24 protein-coding genes and 2 pseudogenes are annotated in these 25,162 nt (G+C 42.0%); 11 read left to right on the plus strand and 15 right to left on the minus strand.

The genetic code is table 11. The features are described 5' to 3' along the window. Positions 1-15 precede the first annotated feature (15 nt). The 3 genes from ATE34_RS01220 (at position 16) to dtd (ending at position 3,980) form a co-directional block, all read left to right on the plus strand. Positions 16-1,146: an ABC transporter ATP-binding protein gene (locus ATE34_RS01220; RefSeq protein ID WP_084910736.1), complete on the plus strand. Its 1,131-nt coding sequence runs from the start codon at positions 16-18 to the stop codon at positions 1,144-1,146. A gap of 144 nt (positions 1,147-1,290) precedes the next feature. Then, on the plus strand, positions 1,291-3,507 hold the full coding sequence (locus ATE34_RS01225; protein ID WP_084910737.1) for a RelA/SpoT family protein: 2,217 nt from the start codon (positions 1,291-1,293) through the stop codon (positions 3,505-3,507). A 29-nt stretch (positions 3,508-3,536) separates the two neighbouring features. After that, on the plus strand, positions 3,537-3,980 hold the full coding sequence (dtd, locus tag ATE34_RS01230) for a D-aminoacyl-tRNA deacylase (RefSeq protein WP_061597931.1): 444 nt from the start codon (positions 3,537-3,539) through the stop codon (positions 3,978-3,980). A gap of 30 nt (positions 3,981-4,010) precedes the next feature. Here dtd and ATE34_RS01235 read toward each other — a convergent pair whose 3' ends face one another. The 6 genes from ATE34_RS01235 to ATE34_RS01265 form a co-directional block, all read right to left on the minus strand. Further along, the gene (locus ATE34_RS01235) at positions 4,011-4,424 is read right to left on the minus strand and encodes a hypothetical protein (protein WP_061597930.1); all 414 of its coding nucleotides are present in this window, start codon (positions 4,422-4,424) and stop codon (positions 4,011-4,013) included. Positions 4,425-4,531: 107 nt separating this feature from the next. Continuing rightward, on the minus strand, positions 4,532-5,182 hold the full coding sequence (locus ATE34_RS01240) for a metal-dependent transcriptional regulator (RefSeq protein WP_033583450.1): 651 nt from the start codon (positions 5,180-5,182) through the stop codon (positions 4,532-4,534). Between the two features lie 83 nt (positions 5,183-5,265). Next, positions 5,266-5,760: a thiol peroxidase gene (tpx, locus tag ATE34_RS01245; RefSeq protein WP_061597928.1), complete on the minus strand. Its 495-nt coding sequence runs from the start codon at positions 5,758-5,760 to the stop codon at positions 5,266-5,268. A gap of 229 nt (positions 5,761-5,989) precedes the next feature. Further along, positions 5,990-6,919, minus strand: a complete 930-nt coding sequence (locus ATE34_RS01255; RefSeq protein ID WP_084910739.1) for a metal ABC transporter substrate-binding protein — start codon at positions 6,917-6,919, stop codon at positions 5,990-5,992. Positions 6,920-6,945: 26 nt separating this feature from the next. Then, positions 6,946-7,794 carry a metal ABC transporter permease gene (locus tag ATE34_RS01260; protein ID WP_000559800.1) on the minus strand — a complete coding sequence of 283 codons (849 nt, stop codon included), beginning with the start codon at positions 7,792-7,794 and terminating at the stop codon, positions 6,946-6,948. After that, a complete protein-coding gene (locus tag ATE34_RS01265; RefSeq protein WP_000618098.1) occupies positions 7,791-8,513 on the minus strand; it encodes a metal ABC transporter ATP-binding protein in 723 nt (240 codons plus the stop codon). The genes ATE34_RS01260 and ATE34_RS01265 overlap by 4 nt, the downstream gene beginning before the upstream one ends. Before the next feature lie 178 nt (positions 8,514-8,691). On the opposite strand from ATE34_RS01265, the gene ATE34_RS01270 reads away from it, so the two are divergent. Continuing rightward, positions 8,692-10,584, plus strand: a complete 1,893-nt coding sequence (locus ATE34_RS01270; protein ID WP_084911137.1) for a M13 family metallopeptidase — start codon at positions 8,692-8,694, stop codon at positions 10,582-10,584. 38 nt (positions 10,585-10,622) lie between these two features. On the opposite strand, the gene ATE34_RS01275 is transcribed toward ATE34_RS01270, so the two are convergent. Both ATE34_RS01275 and ATE34_RS01280 read right to left on the minus strand, forming a co-directional pair. Then, positions 10,623-11,252: an MBL fold metallo-hydrolase gene (locus ATE34_RS01275; RefSeq protein ID WP_084910741.1), complete on the minus strand. Its 630-nt coding sequence runs from the start codon at positions 11,250-11,252 to the stop codon at positions 10,623-10,625. A 63-nt stretch (positions 11,253-11,315) separates the two neighbouring features. Next, positions 11,316-12,410, minus strand: a complete 1,095-nt coding sequence (locus ATE34_RS01280; RefSeq protein ID WP_001273846.1) for a DUF2974 domain-containing protein — start codon at positions 12,408-12,410, stop codon at positions 11,316-11,318. Positions 12,411-12,566: 156 nt separating this feature from the next. Here ATE34_RS01280 and ATE34_RS01285 point away from each other — a divergent pair, with 156 nt between their 5' ends. The 4 genes and pseudogenes from ATE34_RS01285 (at position 12,567) to ATE34_RS01300 (ending at position 15,758) form a co-directional block, all read left to right on the plus strand. Next, entirely contained in the window at positions 12,567-13,244 is a 678-nt protein-coding gene (locus tag ATE34_RS01285) for a response regulator transcription factor (RefSeq protein ID WP_000548986.1), read from the plus strand. After that, positions 13,237-14,211, plus strand: a complete 975-nt coding sequence (locus ATE34_RS01290) for a sensor histidine kinase (RefSeq protein ID WP_000887936.1) — start codon at positions 13,237-13,239, stop codon at positions 14,209-14,211. Before ATE34_RS01285 ends, ATE34_RS01290 begins: the two co-directional genes overlap by 8 nt. A gap of 75 nt (positions 14,212-14,286) precedes the next feature. Next, positions 14,287-14,565: pseudogene (locus ATE34_RS01295) on the plus strand (ABC transporter permease); the annotation flags it as partial. A 143-nt stretch (positions 14,566-14,708) separates the two neighbouring features. After that, positions 14,709-15,758, plus strand: a complete 1,050-nt coding sequence (locus ATE34_RS01300; RefSeq protein ID WP_084910743.1) for a DUF389 domain-containing protein — start codon at positions 14,709-14,711, stop codon at positions 15,756-15,758. A gap of 214 nt (positions 15,759-15,972) precedes the next feature. On the opposite strand, the gene thrS is transcribed toward ATE34_RS01300, so the two are convergent. From thrS to ATE34_RS11045, 3 genes and pseudogenes are all read right to left on the minus strand, one after another. After that, a complete protein-coding gene (gene thrS, locus ATE34_RS01305) occupies positions 15,973-17,916 on the minus strand; it encodes a threonine--tRNA ligase (RefSeq protein WP_084910746.1) in 1,944 nt (647 codons plus the stop codon). 10 nt (positions 17,917-17,926) lie between these two features. After that, positions 17,927-18,528: pseudogene (locus ATE34_RS01310) on the minus strand (AAA family ATPase). 262 nt (positions 18,529-18,790) lie between these two features. After that, positions 18,791-19,165: a hypothetical protein gene (locus ATE34_RS11045; RefSeq protein ID WP_084910747.1), complete on the minus strand. Its 375-nt coding sequence runs from the start codon at positions 19,163-19,165 to the stop codon at positions 18,791-18,793. Between the two features lie 197 nt (positions 19,166-19,362). Between ATE34_RS11045 and ATE34_RS01320 the strand changes: the two genes are divergently transcribed. The 3 genes from ATE34_RS01320 (at position 19,363) to ATE34_RS01330 (ending at position 21,805) form a co-directional block, all read left to right on the plus strand. Further along, positions 19,363-20,205, plus strand: coding sequence for a metallophosphoesterase family protein (locus ATE34_RS01320; protein WP_084910749.1), 843 nt, complete (start codon positions 19,363-19,365; stop codon positions 20,203-20,205). Positions 20,206-20,277: 72 nt separating this feature from the next. Further along, positions 20,278-20,715 (plus strand): Rrf2 family transcriptional regulator, encoded by a 438-nt coding sequence (locus tag ATE34_RS01325; protein WP_084910752.1) that lies wholly within the window; start codon positions 20,278-20,280, stop codon positions 20,713-20,715. Between the two features lie 67 nt (positions 20,716-20,782). Next, positions 20,783-21,805: a YdcF family protein gene (locus ATE34_RS01330; protein ID WP_084910755.1), complete on the plus strand. Its 1,023-nt coding sequence runs from the start codon at positions 20,783-20,785 to the stop codon at positions 21,803-21,805. A gap of 288 nt (positions 21,806-22,093) precedes the next feature. Here ATE34_RS01330 and ATE34_RS01335 read toward each other — a convergent pair whose 3' ends face one another. The 4 genes from ATE34_RS01335 to ATE34_RS01350 all read right to left on the minus strand — a co-directional run bounded on the left by ATE34_RS01335 (position 22,094) and on the right by ATE34_RS01350 (position 25,159). Continuing rightward, entirely contained in the window at positions 22,094-22,876 is a 783-nt protein-coding gene (locus tag ATE34_RS01335; protein WP_084910758.1) for a DUF4037 domain-containing protein, read from the minus strand. 129 nt (positions 22,877-23,005) lie between these two features. Beyond that, the gene (locus ATE34_RS01340) at positions 23,006-23,665 is read right to left on the minus strand and encodes an amino acid ABC transporter permease (protein WP_084910760.1); all 660 of its coding nucleotides are present in this window, start codon (positions 23,663-23,665) and stop codon (positions 23,006-23,008) included. Between the two features lie 9 nt (positions 23,666-23,674). Next, the gene (locus tag ATE34_RS01345; protein WP_042902756.1) at positions 23,675-24,352 is read right to left on the minus strand and encodes an amino acid ABC transporter permease; all 678 of its coding nucleotides are present in this window, start codon (positions 24,350-24,352) and stop codon (positions 23,675-23,677) included. Positions 24,353-24,364: 12 nt separating this feature from the next. Next, the gene (locus ATE34_RS01350) at positions 24,365-25,159 is read right to left on the minus strand and encodes a transporter substrate-binding domain-containing protein (protein WP_084910763.1); all 795 of its coding nucleotides are present in this window, start codon (positions 25,157-25,159) and stop codon (positions 24,365-24,367) included. Positions 25,160-25,162: the final 3 nt, after the last annotated feature.

Consider the following 25,162-nt stretch of genomic DNA (forward strand, 5'->3'; position numbering starts at 1 on the left):
AAGGAGTTCACCTCGATGGTAGAATTAAATCTTAAAAACATTTACAAAAAATATCCAAACAGCGAACACTACTCAGTTGAAGACTTCAACTTGGACATCAAAGACAAAGAATTTATCGTTTTCGTAGGTCCTTCAGGATGTGGTAAATCAACGACTCTTCGTATGATTGCTGGTCTTGAAGACATCACAGAAGGTACTGCATCTATCGATGGCGTGGTTGTCAACGACGTAGCTCCAAAAGACCGTGACATCGCCATGGTATTCCAAAACTACGCTCTTTACCCACACATGACTGTATATGACAACATGGCTTTCGGTTTGAAATTGCGTAAATACAGCAAGGAAGACATCGACAAACGTGTACAAGAAGCAGCAGCAATCCTTGGTTTGAAAGAATTCTTGGATCGTAAACCTGCTGACCTCTCAGGTGGTCAACGTCAACGTGTTGCCATGGGTCGTGCCATCGTCCGTGATGCAAAAGTGTTCTTGATGGACGAACCTTTGTCAAACTTGGATGCCAAACTTCGTGTATCTATGCGTGCTGAAATTGCGAAGATTCACCGTCGTATCGGAGCTACAACTATCTACGTAACCCACGACCAAACAGAAGCGATGACACTTGCTGACCGTATCGTTATCATGTCAGCAACTAAAAACCCTGCTGGTACAGGTACTATCGGACGTGTAGAACAAATCGGTACTCCTCAAGAAGTTTACAAAAACCCAGTTAACAAGTTCGTAGCAGGATTTATCGGAAGCCCAGCTATGAACTTCATCAATGTGAAATTAGAAGGCAATGAAATTGTTTCTGATGGTTTCCGCTTGAAAGTTCCAGAAGGTGCTTTGAAAGTGCTTCGTGACAAAGGCTACGAAGGAAAAGACTTGATCTTCGGTATTCGTCCAGAAGATGTGAATGCAGAACCTGCTTTCCTTGAAACATTCCCAGAATCAGTGGTTAAAGCAACCATCTCTGTATCAGAATTGCTTGGTTCAGAATCTCACCTTTACTGCCAAGTTGGTAAAGATGAGTTTGTTGCCAAAGTGGATGCTCGTGACTACTTGCAAACAGGTGCAACAGTTGAACTTGGATTTGACTTGAACAAAGCACACTTCTTTGATGTAGAAACTGAAAAAACAGTCTACTAAGATAAATAGAATAGCAAAGCACTGCAGAGTTTCTCTTGCAGTGTTTTTTCTTTTAAATGCACAGGCTCGGCATGAAAACAGGCTTTTCTAGTTTTAATATTCTTAAAAAAGTGATAAAATGGTAGGAAGAATTGGAGAGTATAGATGCCGAAAGAAGTGAATTTGACGGGCGATCAGGTAGTCGCTTTAACGAGAGAATATTTAACAAAGGAAGACGTTGCTTTTGTACAAAAAGCATTGATTTACGCAGTTGATTGTCATAGTGGTCAATACCGAAAATCAGGTGAGCCCTATATTATCCATCCTATCCAAGTGGCAGGAATTCTGGCTAAGCTCAAACTGGATGCCGTAACTGTTGCCTGTGGTTTTTTGCATGATGTAGTTGAGGACACAGATGCGACACTGGATGATTTGGAGCGTGAGTTTGGTCATGATGTTCGGATTATCGTTGATGGAGTGACCAAGCTTGGTAAGGTTGAGTACAAATCACTCGAGGAACAATTGGCTGAAAATCACCGCAAGATGCTCATGGCCATGTCTGAAGATATCCGTGTTATTTTGGTCAAACTATCGGACCGTTTGCACAATATGCGGACTCTCAAACACCTGCGAAAGGACAAGCAAGAACGTATCTCCAGAGAAACCATGGAAATTTACGCACCACTAGCTCATCGTCTAGGGATTTCCAGTGTCAAGTGGGAGTTGGAAGATTTATCTTTCCGTTACCTCAATCCAACTGAGTTTTACAAGATTACTCACATGATGAAGGAGAAACGCAGAGAACGTGAGGCTTTGGTCGATGAAGTCGTAACCAAGTTGGAGGACTATGCTACCGAACGCAATCTCAAAGGGAAAATCTATGGTCGTCCTAAGCATATCTATTCTATCTATCGCAAGATGCAGGATAAGAAGAAACGCTTTGAGGAGATTTATGACCTGATTGCCATTCGCTGTATCTTAGATACCCAGAGTGATGTCTATGCCATGCTGGGTTATGTGCATGAACTTTGGAAACCCATGCCAGGCCGCTTCAAAGACTATATCGCTAATCGTAAGGCCAATGGATACCAGTCTATCCATACGACCGTTTATGGACCAAAAGGGCCGATTGAATTCCAGATTCGGACCAAGGAAATGCACGAAGTGGCTGAGTACGGGGTAGCAGCTCACTGGGCCTATAAGAAAGGCATTAAAGGGCAGGTCAACAGCAAGGAATCTGCTATTGGGATGAACTGGATCAAGGAGATGATGGAGCTCCAAGACCAGGCTGATGATGCCAAGGAATTTGTGGACTCTGTTAAAGAAAACTATCTGGCGGAGGAGATTTATGTCTTTACTCCCGATGGTGCGGTTCGCTCCCTTCCAAAAGATTCAGGACCGATTGATTTTGCCTATGAAATCCATACCAAAGTCGGTGAAAAAGCGACTGGTGCCAAGGTCAATGGCCGTATGGTTCCACTGACAACCAAGCTCAAGACAGGGGATCAGGTTGAAATTATCACCAACCCCAACTCCTTTGGTCCGAGTCGTGACTGGCTCAACATGGTCAAGACCAGCAAGGCACGCAACAAGATTCGTCAGTTCTTTAAAAATCAAGACAAGGAATTATCCGTTAACAAGGGCCGTGAGATGCTGATGGCCCAGTTCCAAGAAAACGGCTATATAGCCAATAAATTTATGGACAAGCGTCACATGGACGAGGTCCTTCAAAAGACCAGCTACAAGACAGAGGAAGCCCTCTATGCAGCCATTGGTTTTGGAGAAATTGGCGCTATTACCGTCTTTAACCGTTTGACTGAAAAGGAACGTCGTGAGGAAGAACGCGCTAAGGCCAAGGCGGAAGCAGAAGAGCTTGTCAAAGGTGGCGAAGTTAAGGTCGAAAACAAAGAAACCCTCAAGGTCAAGCATGAGGGTGGTGTGGTCATTGAAGGTGCCTCAGGTCTCCTAGTTCGGATTGCCAAGTGTTGCAATCCAGTGCCAGGTGACGACATTGTCGGCTACATTACCAAGGGTCGCGGTGTAGCTATTCACCGTGTGGACTGTATGAACCTTCGCGCCCAAGAAAACTACGAGCAACGTCTCCTTGATGTGGAATGGGAAGATCAATTCTCAAGCAAGGAATACACTGCCCACATCGATATATATGGTCTCAACCGTACAGGGCTTTTGAACGATGTTTTACAAGTTCTCTCCAACACGACCAAGAATATCTCAACCGTTAATGCTCAGCCAACCAAGGATATGAAATTTGCTAATATCCATGTCTCCTTTGGTATTTCCAACCTCTCTACACTGACCACAGTTGTGGACAAGATTAAGAGTGTGCCAGAGGTCTACTCTGTCAAACGGACCAACGGCTAATTGTCCCTTCAGTTACTAGAAAGGCTATTATGAAAATCATTATCCAACGAGTTAAGAAAGCCCAAGTGAGTATCGAAGGTCAGGTTCATGGAAAAATTAATCAGGGACTCTTATTGCTAGCCGGTGTTGGCCCAGAGGACCAAGAGGAAGATCTGGACTATGCTGTGAGAAAGCTTGTCAATATGCGGATTTTTTCAGACGCAGAAGGCAAGATGAACCTGTCTGTCAAGGATATTGAAGGGGAAATTCTCTCTATTTCTCAGTTTACTCTTTTTGCGGATACCAAGAAGGGTAATCGTCCCGCTTTTACAGGTGCAGCCAAGCCGGATATGGCAGCTGCCTTCTATGAGGCTTTCAACCAAAAGCTAGCTCAGGAAGTGCCCGTTCAGACAGGCATCTTTGGAGCGGATATGCAGGTGGAGTTGGTAAATGATGGGCCAGTTACCATCATTCTTGATACTAAAAATAGATAAGAAAACCAAGCCAGCTGGCTTGGTTTTTGTTTATAGACACTCCCATAAAGAGGTATGTTTGTTGTAAAAGTCTGGATAGTTTTCTCTTAGGTGGCTAGCCGTTATATAATATAAAGTAGAATGACAGGAAGTAAAGACTGGAGTAAGAGAGTAGAAATATTGAGGGCCAGTGATGGCTAAAAAGAGAAATAATAGAAGGTCAACAGAGAGAATCGCTAAGTAATAAAGGCGAATTTTTTTGTTCATCTGAGGATAAATCTCAGAGAAATGTTTTTTGAGTCGGAAGACCAAGCGAGACAGCAGTAGTCCCTGAGCGAGGATGAAAATGAAGCAAAAAATCAGACCTCTCTCCAAAGAAAGTTCGTATCGGGGTCTGAAAGTTACCAACAGTAGCAAATCGCTGACTGCAATGGCTGCAAAATGGATTCTAAAGAGCTTTTTCATAGGAAGACCTCCCTCTTTTATCTAGCTTCATTCTACACCAAACGAATGGGGATTACAACTTAAATGATAAAAAATCCCTGAAAGGAACCTCTTTCAGGGATAAGGTCTTAACTGATTTTTTCGACATAGAGTTGTTTGGCGATATCGATGCTAACTTGGAGATCTTCACCTCTGTTGACCAGTGTAAAGGTATTGGAAAAATTATCAAATTGCTTGACCTGGACTTGGTCATCGATATGAATTTCATGCTTTTCTAGATATTTGAGTAGATCAAAGCTATCATGAACGCGAGTCAGGAGATAGGTGCCGGCTTCTTTGGCATCTGCTAGAGGTAGGTTGTTGATTTCAACCAAGAGCTCTCCCTTAGCTGGGATGGTTCCTCCGTGGGGGCAGGTTTTAGGGAAGCCAAGCAGTTTATCCAGTCTCTCTACGAAGAGGTCGGATACAGTGTGCTCTAGGACTTCAGCTTCCTCGTGGATTTGATCGCTGGTATAGTCGAGATGGTGAACTAGAAAGACCTCAATCAACCGGTGTTTGCGATAGAGCTCGGAGACTAGTTTGAGCCCAATATCTGTCAATAGATAGCCATTCTCCTTATCCTTGAGGATGAGATTTTCACTTTTCATGCGTTTGATCATCTCTGTTACGGCAGGTGGAGAGACTTGCATACGGGCAGCAATTTCTTTATTGGTGATTTTCTGCATCTCCGTACCGATTTCATAAATACATTTTAGATAGTCTTCTTTATTTGGCGTCATTCGTTTCCTCTTGTCTTTTCTCTCCATCTAGTATATCAAAAAAAGCTAGATTTCTCTAGCCTTCTGCCCTAATGGCTTTGATTTTAGTCCAGTTCTTTCACTGCAGCAATGGCAGCTTCAAAGTCTGGTTCCGTGTTGATGTTGTCAACGTATTCTACGTAACGGATGACATTGTCAGTATCGAGAACAAAGACGGCACGTGCAAGGAGATGCCATTCGTTGATCAAAAGGGCATAATCGCGTCCGAAAGAATGGTCAAAGTAGTCTGAGAGCATGATGGCATTGTCAAGGCCTTCAGCCCCACACCAGCGTCCTTGGGCAAATGGTAGGTCCATAGAAACAGTAAGAACGATGGTGTTGTCAAGGTTGGCAAGTTCTTGGTTGAATCGACGTGTTTGCGTTGAGCAGACACCAGTATCGATAGAAGGGACAACACTCAAGACTTTTTTCTTTCCATCAAAGTCAGCTAGCGTTTTTTTAGAGAGATCGGTTGTCGTAAGAGAAAAGTCAAGTGCCTTGTCTCCGACTTGCAGTTGTTTACCTGTAAAAGTTACAGGATTTCCGAGAAAAGTGGTCATGAAACTACTCCATTCTTTTTTTCTTTCATTTTACCGAGAATTGTCAGATTTTTCCAATGATTTGACTGAAAAATGAAAGATAAAAAAACGCCAATTCCCGTGAGAACGACGTTTTTCAGAGGCTTATACTCAATGAAAATCAAAGAGCAAACTAGGAAGCTAGCCGCAGGCTGTACTGGAGTACGGCAAGGCTAAGCTGACACGGTTTGAATTTGATTTTCGAAGAGTATTATTTTGCTAATCCTTCAGCAATCTTATCAAGGTTGTATTTCATCATGCTGTAGTAGCTGTCGCCTTCTTTGCCTTCTTCAGCGATTGAGTCAGTAAAGATTTGTGCGTAGATTGGGATGTTTGTGTCTTGTGAAACAGTCTTCATTGGACGGTCATCGACACTTGATTCAACAAAGAGTGATGGAACTTTTGTTTGGCGAAGTTTTTCAACCAAGGTTTTGATTTGTTCAGGAGTACCTTCTTCTTCCGTGTTGATTTCCCAGATGTAGGCACTTGGAACACCGTAGGCTTTAGAGAAGTATTTGAAGCATCCTTCGCTGGTTACGATGAGTTTCTTCTCAGCAGGGATATTGTTAAATTTCTCTTTGGCTTCCTTGTCCAGTTTGTCTAGCTTTTCAGTATAGTCTTTGAGATTTTTTTCGTAGAATTCCTTGTTGCTAGGGTCTTTTGCAATCAGTTGTTTAGCGATATTTTTAGCATAAATCATCCCATTTTCAAGGTTGAGCCAAGCATGTGGGTCTTCTTTGCCTTTCTCGTTTTGGCCCTCAAGGTAGATGATGTCTACACCGTCGCTAACTGCAAAGTAGTCTTTGTTTTCAGTTTTCTTGGCATTTTCGACCAATTTGGTAAACCAAGCATTGCCACCTGTTTCAAGGTTGATACCGTTATAGAAAATCAAGTCAGCTTGAGAGGTTTTCTTAACGTCTTCAGGAAGTGGTTCGTATTCGTGTGGGTCTTGACCAACAGGAACGATACTATGAAGATCAATCTTGTCACCAGCGATATTTTTGGTAATATCAGCGATGATTGAGTTTGTAGCAACAACTTTCAGTTTTTGACCAGAAGCTGCATCTTTTTTTCCGCTAGCACATGCTACAAGTGCAATGACGGAAAGAAAGAGTACAAGCAATGTACCTAATTTTTTCATTAGATTCCTCCAGAAGGGTTTCCCCGTTATTTAATGATTTTTTTGTTTTTCAGTTTCAAGTATCGTTGCTTAGGAGAGATAAAGAAACTGATTAGAAAGAAGCTGGCGGATGTGAGCACGATGCTCGATCCTGCTGCGAGATTGAAACTATAGCCGATAAAGAGTCCCACAACAGAAGCGGTTGCCCCTAGGGTTGATGAAAGGAAAATCATACTCTTTAGGCTATTAGCATAAAGGTAAGCCGTCGCGGCTGGAGTGATTAGCATGGCCACGATAAGAATGGTTCCAACACTTTGCATTGCGGTGACAGACACAAGGGTCAAGAGCACCATGAGCAGATAGTGGTAGAAATTAACGGGCATTCCCATGGCCTTAGCCAGAAGCTCGTCAAAGGATGTAATCAATAGTTGTTTAAAGAAAATCCCGATAATCAAGAGAATGACTGCGCCCACACCAATGGTAATCCACATGTCCGTATCTTGGACAGCGAGGATATTCCCAAAAAGGATATGAAAGAGGTCTGTCGAACTCTTGGCAACACTAATCAAGATGACACCTAAGGCTAAGAAAGATGAAAAGGTAATACCAATGGCAGTGTCACTCTTGATAATAGAGTTTCCCTTGATGTAGGTAATGATGATGGAAGCCATCAAGCCAAAGATGATGGCTCCAATAAAGAAATCAATTCCCAGGATAAAGGAAAGGGCTACGCCGGGCAAAACTGCGTGAGAGATGGCATCCCCCATGAGAGACATCCCACGTAGGATGATAAAACATCCCACAGCTCCAGCAACAACTCCGATGACAATAGCTGTTATCAAGGCGTTTTGTAGGAAATGGAAATTTTGCAATCCATTGATAAATTCTGCTATCATAGGTCACCTCCATTGAAAAAGAGTTTGCTACCGTAGGCCTTTTTGAGATTGACCTCGGTAAAGGTTTCTTCGGTCGGACCAAGGTCTATTAATTCTCGATTGAGAAGCAAAACTTGGTCGAAATAATGGGGGACTTTGCTGAGGTCATGATGGACGATGAGAACTGTTTTACCAGATTTTTTTAGGTCTCTCAGCGTATTCATGATAATCTCTTCACTGATCGAGTCAATCCCGACAAAAGGCTCATCTAGAAAGATGTAGTCAGCTTCCTGCACTAGGCAGCGGGCAATCAAAACACGTTGGAATTGTCCTCCTGAGAGCTGGCTGATTTGGCGATCAGCATAGTCTGAGAGTCCAACGATTTCAAGTGCTTCTGCCACTTTTTTCCAGTGGCTGGCCTTTAAAGTGTGGAAGAGCGGGATGGATGGATAGAGTCCCAGAGAGACACATTCCTTGACCTTGATAGGGAAATTGTAGTCGATATGGATTTTTTGCTCGACATAGGCAACTCGATTTAAAGATTTCTTGACTTCTTTGTCGTCGAGAAAGGCCTGACCTTCATGTGGGATAATTCCTAACATACCTTTTAATAAAGTTGATTTTCCAGCACCATTTGGACCAATAATTCCGGTAATAGTTGGTCCGTGGAGCACTAGTGAGATATCCTTTAGTGCCAGCGTTTCTTTGTAGGAGACGCTGAGGTGTTCAATACGTATCATAACAAATTCCTCCCTCCCGTATTTAATATACATTAAAAAAAAAATTAAGTCAAGTTAATTTTTAAAAAATTTAATAAAACAACAATAAAATGAAAGATACAAGAAATTTATTTTTAATTGCATTCTCCTGTGTTTTTTGCTAAGCTAGGAATAAGTGAAAAATGAAAGCGAGAACAAGATGACACGTTATCAAGACGATTTTTATGATGCAATTAATGGCGAATGGGAAAAAACAGCTGTCATTCCAGCTGACAAATCTCGAACAGGTGGTTTTATTGACCTTGACGAGGAAATTGAAGAGTTGATGCTGGCGACTACGGACAAGTGGTTGGCGGGTGAAGAGGTCCCAGAGGATGCTATCCTCGCAAACTTTGTTAAGTACCATCGTATGGTACGTGATTTTGATAAGAGGGAAGCTGATGGGATTAAGCCTGTCCTTCCTCTACTCAAGGAATACCAGGATTTGGAGAGTTTTGCAGATTTTACCAGCAAACTAGCAGAATTTGAACTAGCTGGTAAACCAAATTTTCTTCCTTTTGGTGTTTCGCCAGACTTTATGGATGCCAGAACAAATGTTCTCTGGGCAAGTGCACCAGGAACAATCTTGCCAGATACAACCTACTACGCTGAAGACCATCCTCAGCGTGAGGAACTCTTGACTCTTTGGAAGGAAAGTACCACGAATCTTCTCAAAGCCTATGATTTTTCAGATGAGGAAATCGCAGACTTACTAGAGAAGAGATTGGAATTGGACCGTCGTATCGCAGCGGTGGTTCTTTCTAACGAAGAAAGTTCAGAATATGCCAAACTTTACCATCCATATGCCTTTGAAGATTTCAAGAAATTTGCCCCTGCCCTACCTCTGGATGATTTCTTCCAAGCAGTGATTGGACAAACTCCAGATAAGGTTATCGTAGACGAGGAACGTTTCTGGCAAGCAGCAGACCAATTCTATAGTGAAGAAGCGTGGCCTCTACTTAAAGCAACCTTGATTTTGGGCGTTGTCAATCTTTCAACAAGCTATCTCACAGACGAGATTCGTGTCTTGTCAGGTGCTTATGGTCGTGCTCTTTCAGGTGTTCCAGAAGCTCAGGACAAGGTCAAGGCAGCTTATCACTTGGCTCAAGGTCCTTTCAAGCAAGCCCTTGGTCTCTGGTACGCGCATGAAAAATTCTCTCCAGAAGCTAAGGCAGACGTAGAGAAAAAAGTAGCGACTATGATTGATGTTTATAAGGAACGCTTGGCTAAGAACAACTGGCTCACACCTGAAACGCGTGACAAGGCCATTGTCAAACTTAATGTCATCAAACCTTATATCGGTTATCCCGAGGAATTGCCAGCCCGCTACAAGGACAAGGTGGTGGATGAAACTGCCAGTCTCTTTGAGAATGCCTTAGCCTTTGCGCGTGTGGAAATCAAGCACAGCTGGAGCAAGTGGAACCAACCAGTTGACTACAAGGAGTGGGGTATGCCAGCTCACATGGTCAATGCCTACTACAATCCTCAGAAGAACCTGATTGTCTTCCCGGCTGCTATTTTACAGGCTCCATTCTATGATTTGCATCAGTCGTCTTCTGCTAACTACGGTGGTATTGGTGCTGTTATTGCCCATGAGATTTCTCATGCCTTTGATACAAATGGTGCTTCCTTTGATGAAAATGGTAGTCTCAAAGACTGGTGGACAGAAAGCGACTATGCAGCCTTTAAAGAAAAAACGCAGAAGGTCATTGACCAGTTTGACGGGCAAGAGTCTTACGGTGCCACTATCAATGGGAAACTAACCGTATCAGAAAATGTTGCCGACTTAGGAGGGATCGCTGCAGCCCTTGAAGCTGCCAAGAGAGAACCAGACTTCTCTGCTGAAGAATTCTTCCACAACTTTGCTCGTATCTGGCGTATGAAAGGCCGTCCGGAGTTGATGAAACTCATGGCCAGTGTCGATGTACACGCGCCAGCTAAGCTCCGTGTCAATGTCCAAGTGCCAAACTTTGATGACTTCTTTACAACTTACGATGTCAAAGAAGGCGACGGTATGTGGCGTTCACCAGAGGACCGTGTGATTATTTGGTAAAACAAAAACCAAGGATAGTATCCTTGGTTTTTTGCTTGCTAGAAAAAGGGATTAAAAGTCTTTTCGTGAGCGATAGTCGTAGCTGGACCATGCCCGGGATAGACATCGTAGTTAGGAAGAGTGAAGAGTTGCGTCTGAATGCTATGGAGAAGTTGTTCCGTACTACCTGTAGGAAGGTCTGTCCGTCCGATGGTTTCTCGGAATAGAGCATCTCCGGTCAAGACTAGATGAGCATCAGGAAAGACGATAGAAACGCCGCCGATAGAGTGCCCTGGGGTTGGTAGAACTGTAAAACGAAATTCCTTAAGCTGGTATTCTTCATGAAAGGCAAAGGGGTGTTCTGCTGGTTTTGCGACCACATCTGCCATATCGTCGTGACGAGGGAGACCAGAGAGATTATCTACAGGTGTATAAAGCCAGCTAGCTTCACTCTCTGCTACATAAACTGGAGGATTTCCAAAAGTCTCACGAACCAAGTCTAGACTCATAATATGGTCGTAGTGGGTGTGTGTCAGGAGAATCGCGCAGACTGGTTTGTTGATTTTTTCAATAGTCTTGCGAATAGCTTCCCAATGGCTACCTGGGTCAACCACAATCAGGTGTTGGTCTCCTTCCAGATAATAAGTGTTTTCATAAGCAACGGGATTCACGGTTTTATGGACTTTCATAAATCTTCCTCTCTCAAAGAATGTACTAAACTAAGTATAGCATAGAAGAGGATACTTAGGGTATCAAAAAGTCTTTTTCGTGCTTTGACGATTTTTCCAAGCTTGATAGCGGGTGTCAATCAAGAGTTGGGTTAAGCGCCCCATGGTTTCTCTTTCTTCGGGAGTGAGGGATTGAGCTTGTACAAAGAGTTGATGAATGTGTTCAATGGCATTGAAGGAAGAAAGATCGTTGATAGAGGAGATGCCTGCATCGAGAATGATTCCAAAAAAGAGGTCAAAGTAGAGCTGCAGTTCTTCGTCAGGAACTGTTTCAACCCATTCCTTGAAGGTTGTATCGACTTGCTGACTATCACTATTGGTCTCGTCTAGTTGGACAAAGTGTTTGTCTTCAATCTGCCAACTAAAGGTGTCGTGCTGGGCAAGGCCACCTAAGGCGGTGCTTCGAACGACGATTTTTTTATCCGGAATTTCCAGCATCATCCCGATGATAGACCCTTGTGGGATAAATACTTTCGTTCTTTCCATCATGTTTTGATAGCCAGGTGTTTCGGTTAGTTCCTTGTGAAGCCCAGGGGCATCAAAAGTGTAGACAGCGACAATGTTTTTCTGTAAGTTTGGATCAAGTTGACTGGCAGCATAGACAGCTAGATTGCCCCCTTTTGAATGCCCTGCTAGGACGATCTTTTGATTGGGATGTTGGGCAAAAAAGTCCTCTAAATACTGGAGGGCATGTTTTTGAGCAGGGATTTCCTTCATATAGGTCATATGGAAATCTTCTTTCCAACCAATGATGCTGTCATCTGTCCCGCGAAAAACAAGCAAATAGGTATCGAGACTGATACGATAAGTCATAGCCGCAAACTGTTTTTGCAATTCAGGATCAATATCATTGATAAAGTTTGAGAGCTTGCAATTTTTAAAGCGTTTGTGTTGAGCGAGCTGATCCAACAACTGGAGACGGTTTTTATTGGTCAACATCGTCGTGTCTCTAGGGATTTGAGGTGCTAGATCTATGAGGCGCTTTGGTTCTTGGGTGATTACATTATCAAAAGCAAGGTAGGTCAACTCAGTCAAGGCAAGAACATCTAACTCATTCACGGGGAGGTCATAAAAGGAATCGTATGCTACATCATTGAGGTAGTCAAAAATATTGGCCATAAAAGCTCCTTTCTCTATGTTTATCCTATCACATTTACCAAGAATTAGCTAGTGGGCTTACTAGATTTTGCTATACTACTAGCTAACTGGTTTAAATACAGGTTTGCGTTTTATCCATAGGGAAAATCTGTTATAATAAGAACAAAGGAGGAGCGCATGCACAAGATTTTACTAGTAGAAGATGACCAAGTCATTCGACAACAAGTGGGGAAACTGCTTTCTGAGTGGGGCTTTGAGGTTGTTTTGGTAGAAGATTTTATGGAAGTATTGAGCCTTTTTGTTCAGTCAGAACCTCATTTAGTCCTCATGGATATTGGTCTGCCTCTTTTTAATGGTTACCACTGGTGTCAGGAGATTCGTAAGATTTCTCAGGTACCTATCATGTTTCTGTCTTCGAGAGATCAGGCGATGGATATTGTCATGGCGATCAATATGGGTGCGGATGACTTTGTGACCAAGCCTTTTGACCAGCAGGTCCTCCTTGCCAAGGTTCAGGGCTTGTTGCGCCGTTCCTATGAGTTTGGCCGAGATGAAAGTCTGCTGGAGTATGCGGGTGTGATCCTCAATACCAAGTCTATGGACCTGCACTATCAGGGGGAAGTATTGAGTTTAACCAAGAATGAATTTCAGATTTTGCGGATTTTGTTTGAACATGCGGGTAATATCGTGGCGCGTGATGACCTGATGCGGGAACTCTGGAATAGCGATTTTTTCATCGATGACAATACCTTGTCTGTCAACGTTGCTCGCTTGCGCAAAAAGTTGGAGGAGCAAGGCTTGGCAGGATTTATCGAAACCAAGAAGGGAATAGGGTACGGACTGAAACATGCTTGATTGGAAACTATTTTTTCTGGCCTATCTGCGTTCTCGCAGTCGTCTTTTTGTCTATATTTTTTCATTGGGTTTTCTTGTTTTTCTCTTTCAGTTTTTATTCGCTAGTATAGGATTTTATTTCTTCTATTTTTTCCTCCTCAGTAGCTTTTTGACCCTTTTATTTTTGGTTTGGGATATTTTTGCAGAAGCTCAGGTTTACCGGCAGGAAGTACTCTATGCTGAAAGAGATCCCAAGTCCCCTCTGGAATGTGCGCTGGCAGAGAAACTCGAAGAGCGAGAGTCTGAATTGTATCAAAAGAAGTCGGAAGCCCAAAGCAAGCTGACGGATTTGCTTGATTACTATACCTTGTGGGTTCACCAGATCAAGACCCCCATTGCTGCTAGTCGCCTTTTGGTAGCAGAAGTCTCTGATCGGGAGGTCAAACAACAGCTGGAACAGGAAATTTTCAAGATTGACTCCTATACCAATCTGGTTTTGCAGTACCTGCGTTTAGAGAGTTTTCACGATGACTTGGTCTTTGAAAAGGTTCAAGTGGAGGACTTGGTCAAGGAGATGGTTCGTAAGTACGCTCTTTTCTTTATCCAAAAGGGACTGACAGTCAATCTACATGACTTAGACAAAACCATCGTGACCGATAAGAAGTGGTTGTTGGTCGTCATTGAACAAATCCTCTCAAACAGCCTCAAATACACCAAGCAAGGTGGTTTGGAGATCTATATGGAAGATCAGGAACTCTGTATCAAGGATACGGGGATTGGGATTAAAAACAGTGATGTACTCCGAGTCTTTGAACGTGGTTTTTCAGGCTACAATGGGCGTTTGACCCAGCAGTCGTCTGGACTTGGCCTCTACCTATCCAAGAAAATTTCTGAAGAACTGGGTCACCAGATTCGTATCGAGCCTGAGGTCGGAAAAGGAACGATAGTGCGGATTCAGTTTGCTCAAGTGAACTTAGTCCTTGAGTGAGAAGAGTAGATAAGAGCCCAGGATAAGACAACTGGGCTTTTCTATCTTTAACTGTGTATCCTAGTAAATTATTTTATCTACTATAAACAAATCTCTGAGGGATATGAAGACCACGAACGAAAAGGTAGGTCTAGATCAAAAGCAGATTAAGCAAACCATTAACAAGCAAATCTTGACAGTTTTCTTCCTTCCTGTAATTTTTGCATTTCTCCATTGGCCTTTGCTTATCATATGCTTAGTTTAGTTCTCGAGGTCATTGAAGTAGTCGATGATACCATGAGGTTGACGATAACTTTCTCTATCTGTTCAATTGATAGATTTCTTCAGATAAAGACTGTAAAATTTTTGATATAATGTTAAGGATGGACTGACGGATATTTAAAGGATAATTTTCAAAAGAATAACAGGTGAGAATTAAAAATATGTAAGATTGGACAGAAGTTTCTCTACCATCATCCATGCAGAAACAAGATTATATGAAATAAAAGGAGTAACCAATGACCGGAAACTATTCAACACGTGAATACCGTGAGAAATTATATGATGATCTTCATGTTCGATTAAGAGATACAGTGATTTTGATGTGTGCGATTTTTATTGCCTCTATCGGCCTAAATATGAATTCAACAGCTGTCATTATTGGAGCCATGCTGATTTCCCCTCTTATGACATCGATTGTTGGGCTGGGGTTTGGTTTAGCTATTTTTGATACGCGTTTAATCAAGCAATCTCTAGAGGTTTTATTTACTCAAGTATTGGTTAGCTTGCTTGTCTCGGCTCTGTATTTCTGGATTTCTCCCTTATCTTATGAAAGTAGTGAATTGATTGCACGAACCTCTCCAACCATTTGGGATGTTCTCATTGCTATTGCTGGTGGGATAGCAGGTGTAATTGGGTCAAGGAAAAAAGAAGCAAACAATATCGTGCCAGGAGTAGCCATTGCAACAGCTCTGATGCCACCTATCTGTACTGCAGGCTATGGTTTAGCTAATGGAAATGTACGATTTTTATTTGGAGCTCTCTATCTTTTCTTGATCAATTGTGTCTTTATCATGCTAACTAATATTGTTGGAACAAGAATTTTGATGAGGAAATCTCCCTTAAGTTCATTTAAAGAGCTAAATATTAAAATGAAAATTGGCTTGACATCCTTGATTGTATTATTGGTTCTTCCAGCCAGCTATTCAGCAGTCACTCTGACGATAGATCAAGCGCGAAAAGAAGGAATCAAACAGTTTGTAGGAAAAGAGTTCGCCAATCATACGGTCATTAATCAAGTCTACAAGTCAAGGAACAATGAATTGGTCTTGACGGTTGTTGGAGATCCGATTTCAGAAGAAGAATTAGAAACGCTCCATCAAAAACAAGCCTCTTACGGTATTCAATCTGTTCAATTAAAAGTCAATCAAGTTCATAATTCGACAAAATTAGACAGTGATACGACCAAGGAATTTTATGAAACCATTAACAAGTATATCGATCAAAAACTCTCTGAAAAGGATTCACAAAAAGAGCTCGTAAAAGAAAATGAAGCAGACAAGGATTGAGGATAGTCAACTTATCTAACTCATCGAAGCAAGTTTTAGGAGAATATCCTATATCCAGCAGTTAGTGGATAGAAAGGATTGTTTATGAGGATACCATTTGTGGTGGTTTAACCAATCACTACTAGCTCAGGTTAAATAAAATATAAAAAAGCAACAGCTGAAATAGTTGTTGCTTTTTCTGGCTCTGAAAAATGTTTCTCAGACTGTGATTGTTTTATTTCTCAACGCGTGATTTGTTGGCGATATCAGCCAGGATAGATTCAACAAAGTCATCAACTGAGACAGTGTGTGTTTCTTTTTGGCCGTAGCGGCGAACGTTGACTGTTCCGTCTTCCATTTCCTTGTCCCCAACAATCAATTGGTAAGGAATTTTGCTAGTTTGTGAAGCACGAATCTTGAACTGCATTTTTTCATTACGTTCATCCACATCTGCACGGACACCGCGGTCACGGAGTTTCTTAGCCACTTCCCATGCGTAGTCCACGTGTTTTTCGTTCGATACTGGGATGAGGGTCACTTGGTGTGGTGCAAGCCATGTTGGGAAGGCACCTTTGTAGTTCTCAATCAAGATAGCTGTGAAGCGTTCCATGGTTGAAATAACCCCACGGTGGATCATGACTGGACGGTGTTCTTCCCCGTCAGCTCCGATATATTTGAGGTCGAAACGTTCTGGAAGCAAGAAGTCAAGCTGGATAGTAGAAAGGGTTTCTTCTTTACCGAGGGCAGTTTTAACTTGGATATCCAATTTTGGTCCGTAGAAGGCTGCTTCACCTTCAGCTTCAAAGTAGTCCAGTTCCATATCATCCATAGCTGCTTTCAACATGCGTTGTGCATTTTCCCACATCTCATCGTTGTCAAAGTATTTGTGTTTATCTTCTGGGTCACGATAAGACAAGCGGAAACGGTAATCTGTCAAATTAAAGTCTTCATACACGTCGATAATCAATTGAAGAATTTTCTTGAATTCTTCCTCAATTTGTTCTGGAGCTACAAAAGTATGACCATCATTTAGGGACATTTCACGTACACGTTGAAGGCCTGTAAGGGCGCCAGATTTTTCATATCGGTGCATCATGCCAATCTCAGCGATACGGATTGGTAATTCACGGTATGAGTGTACATGGTGTTTATAAACTTCGATATGGTGAGGACAGTTCATTGGGCGGAGGACAAACTCTTCACCGTCCCCCATGTCCATAGTTGGGAACATATCTTCACGGTAGTGATCCCAGTGACCAGAAGTTTTATAGAGTTCCACTGAGGCAATTGGTGGAGTGTAAACATGTTGGTAGCCTGCAGCGATTTCCTTGTCAACAATGTAGCGTTCCAATTCACGACGGATAGTTGCTCCGTTTGGTAACCAGAATGGTAAACCTTGTCCGACTTCTTGTGAAATCATGAAGAGATCAAGCTCTTTACCGAGTTTACGGTGGTCACGTTCCTTGGCTTCTTCACGCATTTGAAGGTAGTTCTTCAAGTCTTTTTTGTCAAACCAAGCTGTACCGTAGATTCGTTGCATCATCGCGTTGTCGCTATTTCCACGCCAGTAGGCACCAGCTACGTTGAGCAGGTGGAAGATTTGGATACGACCTGTTGATGGGACGTGAGGACCACGGCAGAGGTCCACGTATTCGCCCTGATGGTAGATAGTCAAACCGCCTTCGTCTTCTGAGTGTTCTTCAATCAATTCCAATTTGTAAGGGTCGTTCTTGAAGATTTCACGGGCCTCGTCCTTAGTCACTTCTTCACGGATTGATGGGAAGTTTTCTTTAACGATTTTCTTCATTTCTTCTTCGATACGAGGCAGGTCCTCGTTAGAGATTTGACCAGCCGTATTGTCTGTATCGTAGTAGAAGCCATCTTCGATAGCTGGACCGACACCCAAATGAATGTCTGGGAAGAGGCGACGAGCTGCTTGGGCAAACAAGTGAGCAGCTGAGTGGCGCAAGATTGGCAGAGCATCTTCGTGATCAGGCGTCACGATTTCGATGCTTCCATCATCAGTGATAGCACGAGTCGTGTCGATGAGTTTGCCGTTGAATTTACCAGCCAAGGCTTTTTTTGCTAGGGAATTGCTGATAGATTGGGCAATTTCAAAAGTAGTAACGCCGGATTCGAATTCACGAACAGCACCATCTGGGAAAGTAATCTTAATCATGGTTTTCTCCTTAAATATTTATTCTATTTTTGTTGGACAATTTTAAGAGCCGAGCAACTTCTTCCGCAGTCTGATTTTCTGGTTGACTACCATCTGTTACGAGACTAGGATAGCCTAATTTCATCGCTTCCTTACGAACCATTTGAGCAAAAAGAATATCTCGTTGCATCCAGTTTTCAAAAGCTTGCTCAGGGTTGGTTGTACCCTCTAAGACATAAGGAACCCATTCTCTCTGTGTATAATGCTTTTTTTGAAAATCGGCTGTTGGAGTCAAGCATAGATAGGAAGACGTTGGACATTCAAGCTCCTTTACCAAGTGAGGCAAAAGTCCAGCTCTCTCCACCAAGAGAGGTCTGTTTTGATTTTTTATTAAGTGAGATTTTACATAAGGAAAAATCTCACTTAATAAAAGCGCCATTCTTCATCTGCCATCTCTTCTGGATTTCTATCCTGCCTAAGAAGGCAAATCGGCTGTGAGTCTGCACTTGCTTGACTCATCATCTCTTCTATCAAATCATCCAGTTTGATATGAAGTAGTTGATATTGTCTAGCAAGAAGTGAGGCAATTGTTGACTTTCCACTGCAAGGTGATCCGCCAATCATATAAAGCATCGTTCTTCTTCCTTCTGATAAAACAAAAAGCGACATCCTTAAAAGGACGTCGCAACGTGGTTCCACCTTCATTTATGTTCCTCAAAAAAGAGGGACACCTCAGATTGGCTTTAACGTAGCCACCGTTTTATGTTTGCATAAAAGTCAGTAGAGTAGTATCAGTTTAGGCTTTCTATGCGTTTCCAGCAACCACGCACTCTCTAGTAGAAAGGGACTAAGTGACTTGTCTCTATGCATTATTATAGCATGATTGCGAGATTTTTCAAGGATTTTGTGAAAGTTTTTTATTTTTTCCTCGCTGTAGCATGTATTTAATACCCGAACCTGAAGCCATACCAAGTAGGGCAAAGAGTTCATAAGCTAGGAAATAAACGAGAATGAATTCATTAAAAGTGATGATGGTAAAGCAATAGAGCAATCCGACACCAAGCAGCCACCACAGTGAGAATTGGAAACGGTAGCTATAAAGAAGGGACACGATGAAGGTTGCCAAAGGTGAAAAGAGGAGAATGTTGTAAATGTACAGTCCCTTCAGTGTATATGAGTCAGTGATGAGTAGTGAGAATAGCTCATAGAGAGGCCAGTAAAAGAAGAATATGACAAGGTAGTATGGGATATACTTAAGATATTTCCGCATGGCAATAGTCCTCCAATCTGCAAAAATAGAGAGATGTTGAAGACCACATAATCCTAAATGAAGGGGAGCTCTCTACCTATATTATAGCACGATTTGGAAGCTCTTACAAGTTGATCAGGTAAGTAGTGATAGTGATTTTTTGCAGTATTTTCTGCTATAATACTAACAGAAGAAGTAAGAGGAAAAGAGGAGAAAGGATGACGAAAATAGCAGTTCTTTCAGACATACATGGGAATACGACAGCCTTGGAAGCTGTACTGGCTGATGCTAAAAAGGCAAAGGTAGATGAGTACTGGCTTTTGGGGGATATTCTTATGCCGGGAACGGGACGTAGAAGGATATTGAATCTTTTAGCGACTTTGCCTATTACTGTAAGAGTTCTTGGTAATTGGGAGAATAGTCTCTGGAGAGGTTTGCATCGTAAGCTAGATCCTACAAAAGCGAGTCATCGCTACCTCCTACGTCAATGCCAGTATATATTAGAAGAAATCAGCCCTGAAGAAATCGAAGACCTCCACAATCAACCCATGCAAGTTCATCGTCAGTTTGGTGATTTGATGGTGGGAATCACTCACCATCTCCCTGATAAAAACTGGGGTAGGGAGTTGATTCATACGGGAAAACAAGAAGATTTTGATAGATTAGTGACGGAACCGCATGCCTCCATCGCAGTATATGGTCATATCCACCAACAGTTGCTTCGTTATGGAAGTGATGGACAGTTGATTCTTAATCCAGGGTCCATTGGACAACCCTTCTTTCTAGATGCGAAGTTGCGTAAGGACCTGCGGGCCCAGTATATGATCTTAGAGTTTGATGAAGCAGGTTTGGCTGATGTTGATTTTCGTCGAGTGGATTATGATGTAGAAGCCGAATTGCAGTTGGCCAAAGATTTAAAGCTCCCCTATTTCCAGGTCTATTATGAAAGTTTGGTAAATGGGATTCACCACACTCATAACCAGGAACTTCTGTATGAGATTGCTCAAAAACAGGGGCATGATATTGAGTTGGATGAATGGTTAGATAGTAGTAATGATTGACATGACATCAAAAAGGGGTATAATGAGTATGAGAAGAGAGATGATGAAAATCTCAGGTGAAAGGGGAACAAAATGCAAATTTCAAGTCGATTTACCATTGCGACCCATATGCTAATTATCATTGCTATAAAGGGCCGGGAAAGCAAGGTGACCAGTGATTTTCTCGCAGCTAGCGTTGGAGTTAATCCAGTCATTATCCGTAAGACTTTGTCGCAACTCAAAAAAGCAGGATTGATTTCAGTTGCGCGTGGGACGGGCGGTACCGAGATTATAAAGGACCTCCAAGATATTAGCCTTTTTGATGTGTATCAGGCTGTCGAATGTCTAGGAAAATCTGGCAAACTCTTTAGTTTCCATGACAATCCCAATCCTAACTGTCCAGTAGGGGCTAATATTCATAAGGTCTTGGATCAGAAATTGCTGGATATCCAAGTAGCTATGGAGAATCAACTTCGTCAGATGAGTCTGGTTCAGGTTGTGGCAGATGCAGAAGCAAGAATAGTAAAATAAGAGGGCTAGGCTCCTCTTTTTCTATTGCCACAATTATGGTACAATGTAGTCATCAAAGGAGGAGACTATGTACTTTATCACAGGATTTTTTGTCCTACTTTTTCTCGTTTCGTTTTTAAGGGACAATCGCAGTCTCTGGAATCCAGCTCTCTTGCTTTTGTCTCTGCTCTTTTCTTATATGTCCATTGCCAATCTTTTTTACGAAGCTGGACAGAAAGAAGTGCACATGGTTTTCTTTGCAGGGATTTTTCTCCTGCTGCCTCTTTTAGTTTTTCTAAGTGGTTTTTTCCTTATTTATAATGGATTTGTGTTATTGAAAAAAGAAGGAAAATCCAAGGCAAATTATTTGTCTCTAGGATTAGGTTGTGTGATTCTATTCTTTTTTGTGATCATGGCGATTCGAGTGAGCGATACCAAGGGCTTGTTTTACACCAATCATCTAGTGAATATTATCTTTTTCTTTTTGATTTATTCGTATTTGATTTTTGGTTTTGCCTTTGCAGGATTTCTGCTTTATTCTATCCTGTATCTTTTTATTCCTAAGAAAAAATATTATGATTTTATTATCATTCACGGAGCAGGCTTGTTGAATGGAGAAAAAGTGACTCCCTTACTGAAGAGTCGTATTGATAAGGCAGTAGAAGCTTATCACCAGTCTCTCAATCCCAATGTTAAAATCATCGCAAGTGGTGGTCGAGGTGGGGATGAAAAGATTTCCGAAGCTCAGGCAATTTGTAATTATTTGCTGGAAGAGACGGATGTTCCGAGAGAAGCAATTCTCCTAGAGGAAGATTCAACGACAACCTATGAGAATCTTCTCTTCTCAAAAGAAATGGGAGAGAAGCTGGTGGCTAGTCCACGTTTTCTTTTTGTAACCAATGATTATCATGTTTTTCGTACTAGTACCTATGCTCGCCGTATTGGGATGAAGGGAGATGGCCTTGGTTGCCGTACAGCCGCCTACTATATTCCATCGGCCTTTATCAGAGAATATATTGCTCTATGTGTGAAGATGAGATGGCTTTTTATCGCCTTCTATATTTTATTAATTTTAGCTCTTATTTTCTCCTATAGAGGTGTTCTATGGTAATATGTAAAATTCATATTGTAATTCTTGTTAGAATCTCTAAAAAATCTTGTAGTAACCCTAAGGGAAAAATTGTTACTAGTAATGAAAGAGCAGGGTAAGTGATTGTGAGTGCGGTTTTTGGAACGGCTTCATGATTGCTCGTCAATCAATTGAACAATTTCTAACCTAGTTACAGATTTTCAGAGAGAGAGCCAAAAATAGGCAACTGAATATGAGTAGACTAGAATTTTACAGTCAACGACAAATAAAAATGTGAACAACAACAGAGGTTCACATTTTCTTTTTGGTCTATGGCAAAATGGCTTTTAGTTCCTTCAGGATAGTTTGCAAGGTTACGATAGCTTGTTCTCCTTGTTGTGGTTGATAGAGTAGTTGGAAATACTTGCGAATAGTTTCTTCAAATTGTTTAGGGAGGAGAGTACAATTGGTATTTGCGTACTCCAACATTCGTTTTTCACCAGGATGGGTTTGCTCATTGAGCGCAAATAACAAGTCAAAGTAGGAAGCAAAAAATTCACTTGTACGATGATTCATACTGAGAAAATCTTGGCGTTTGATAGCTTTTTCTATTTGGTGAGAGAAGGCAGGCATGGCTTGTTCTAGCAAAAGGAGTTGCCTTTCAATGATATGCTTTTTGAGTTCCTGTGGATAGGGAATCTGGTAGGCTCTTTGGAGCGAAGCATAGTTTCCATTCGGATCGTATAGAATCTTGCTGTGGAGTAGATTATGCCACATGCAAGTTGTATAAGCATTTTGAGCTTTGTGTTGAAAAACGGTTGAGTTCAATTCTTGTTCAAACGACTCCAGCGAACGATAAATCAACTCGATTTGGATACCGTTGTTTAGTACACAGTCATCCTCTAATTCCCAAAACTGGTTTCCAATTTCCATATAGGAGCAATAGTTACTAAGAATGATTTGACGAGTTTTCTCGTCAATAGGTGAGTTAAGATAGACATAGACATCATAGTCAGAATTTTGATCGTAGTCTTGTCCTGCACGTGAACCACCAAGAGCGATAGCTTCTACTTGTTCCAGTTGAGAGAATTCTTTGTAAAGGTCTTGAATCATTGTTTTTCTCCTTGCTTTATGCTTTTAAAGTCATTTTACCAAAAAGTAAAACGTTTGCATAGCATTGAGTTGCCCTTTTTCATTTATAGCAAAAAATGTGAACCCTTGTTTTGAGTTCACATTTCTTTTTTATTCCGCAGCTTGTTGCCAATGTTTGGCTAGAATGCGAGATAGACTTGAAATTGCTAGGTTAAAGCTGAAATAGATCAAGGCAATCAGGATATAAAGACTGAAGACCTGCTCTGGCTCGAAATAGCGTCCCATGAGAATTTGGCTGGCTCCAAAGAGTTCTTGTAGGGCGATAACAGAGTAGAGAAGACTGGTATCCTTAATCACAGTTACAAACTGAGAAATGATGGCTGGCAACATTTTACGGATAGCTTGTGGGAGAATGATGTAGTAGAGGATTTGGGCTGAAGTGAATCCTTGCGACATTCCCGCTTCGTACTGACCCTTGTCCACGGCATTGAGACCACCTCGGATAATCTCAGCCAAGGCTGCTGAGGTAAAAAGGGTAAAGGCAGTAATACCTGCTGGTGTGGACTTCATCTTAAACACCAAAAAAATGGTGAAAATCCAGAGGAGGTTGGGAACGTTACGTACAAACTCGATATAAATGCTGGAGATGATCCGTAAGATAGGATTTTTCCCATTTCTCATGACAGCTAGTACTGTTCCGATAAGGGTCGAGAGGACGATAGCAATCAGAGAAATGTAGAGGGTCAAGCCAAATCCTTTAAAGATAAAGATTAGGTTATCTGGGGTCAAAACTTCTAAAATAGATTCCATAGTAACCTCCTAAAGTGAATAGGCTTTTTTGTTGGCTTGCTCCATCTTGCGACCAAACTGGGCAACAGGGAAGCATAGGGCAAAGTAGAGAAGAGCAGCACCTAAAAAGGCTGGGATATAATTTCCGTTGAGAGCCGACCAAGATTTGGTCACAAACATCAAGTCCACTCCAGAGATGATAGCAACAGTTGAAGTATTCTTGATGAGGTTAACGATTTGGTTGGTCAAAGGAGGAAGGATGATACGGAAGGCCTGAGGCAAGATAATCAAGCGCATGGCACTGATATAGGTAAAACCTTGCGACAAGGCGGCCTCCATCTGACCGCTAGGAATAGACTGAATCCCTGAACGAATAACCTCAGCGATATAGGCGCCGTGATAGAGTCCCACGCAGAGAACAGCTGTCCAATAAATCGGAATCATGATGGTGTGTTCACTGATAAGAGGCAAACCATAAAAGACGATGACAAACTGCACCAAGAGGGGAGTATTTTGGTAAAATTCGACAAAGATACGAGCCAAAACACGTAAGAATGGGCGTTTACTAGTTGACATGGCCCCGAAGAAGATGCCCAAAACCATGGCGAGGATAAAGGATCCAATAGCTAAGGCAAGGGTGAAGAGGAAACCATTGAAAAATTGTCCAAAATCCTGAAAATAGGATGTCCAAGATGATAAATCTGTCATAGGGTGTCCTCCTTAATCTGCTGTGTGGCTAGATGGTTTGAGCTTGTATCGGTCATAGAGTTTCTGCAAACTACCATCCTTGCTCCATTTGGTGACCAAGTTATCAAGATAATCGTTGAACTCGGTGTTTGATTTTTTCGTAACAATACCGTAGTCAGATGGCTTGAAACTATTATCTAGTAGTTCTGTCCGTTTACTAATGTAGCCAGACAGGATAGAGCGGTCCACGGAAAAGGCATCAATACGGTGAGCGTGAAGGGAAGTAATCAATTCTGGGTAGGAACCAAGTTCTACAAACTTAAACTTCAGACCTTTCTTTTTACCCAGTTCGGTAATCAGGCGTTGGGTGATGGAACCTTGGGCAACTCCGATGGTTTTGCCATTCAGGTCTTCAACACTTTTGATGTTGGCAGATTTATTGACCAAAAAGCCAGAAGCGTCCGTATAGTAGGGACTGGTGAAGTTGTAGAGTTTTTTACGTTCTTCTGTGATGGTAAAGGTCGCGATATCCAAATCGACCTGTTCATTGTCAAGAAGTGGGCCACGGGTTTGAGCGGTAACAGGAACGTAGCGAACCTTGACCTTGAGCTCGTCCGCAATCATCTTGGCAAGGTCAGTTTCGATACCAGAATAAGTCCCTGTCTTGGGATTCTTGTAGCCAAAATTGGGAACGTCTTGTTTCACACCGACAACTAGCTCGCCTCTCTTTTGAATGTCTGCGACGCTAGTATCGGCCTGGACTGGTTTGGCAGCAACAAGGCTGAAAAGGCTAATCAATAATGCGGATAAAAAGAATTTCTTTTTCATAGG

This window comes from Streptococcus oralis subsp. tigurinus (assembly GCF_002093545.1).
GTDB classification, from domain to species: domain Bacteria; phylum Bacillota; class Bacilli; order Lactobacillales; family Streptococcaceae; genus Streptococcus; species Streptococcus oralis_C.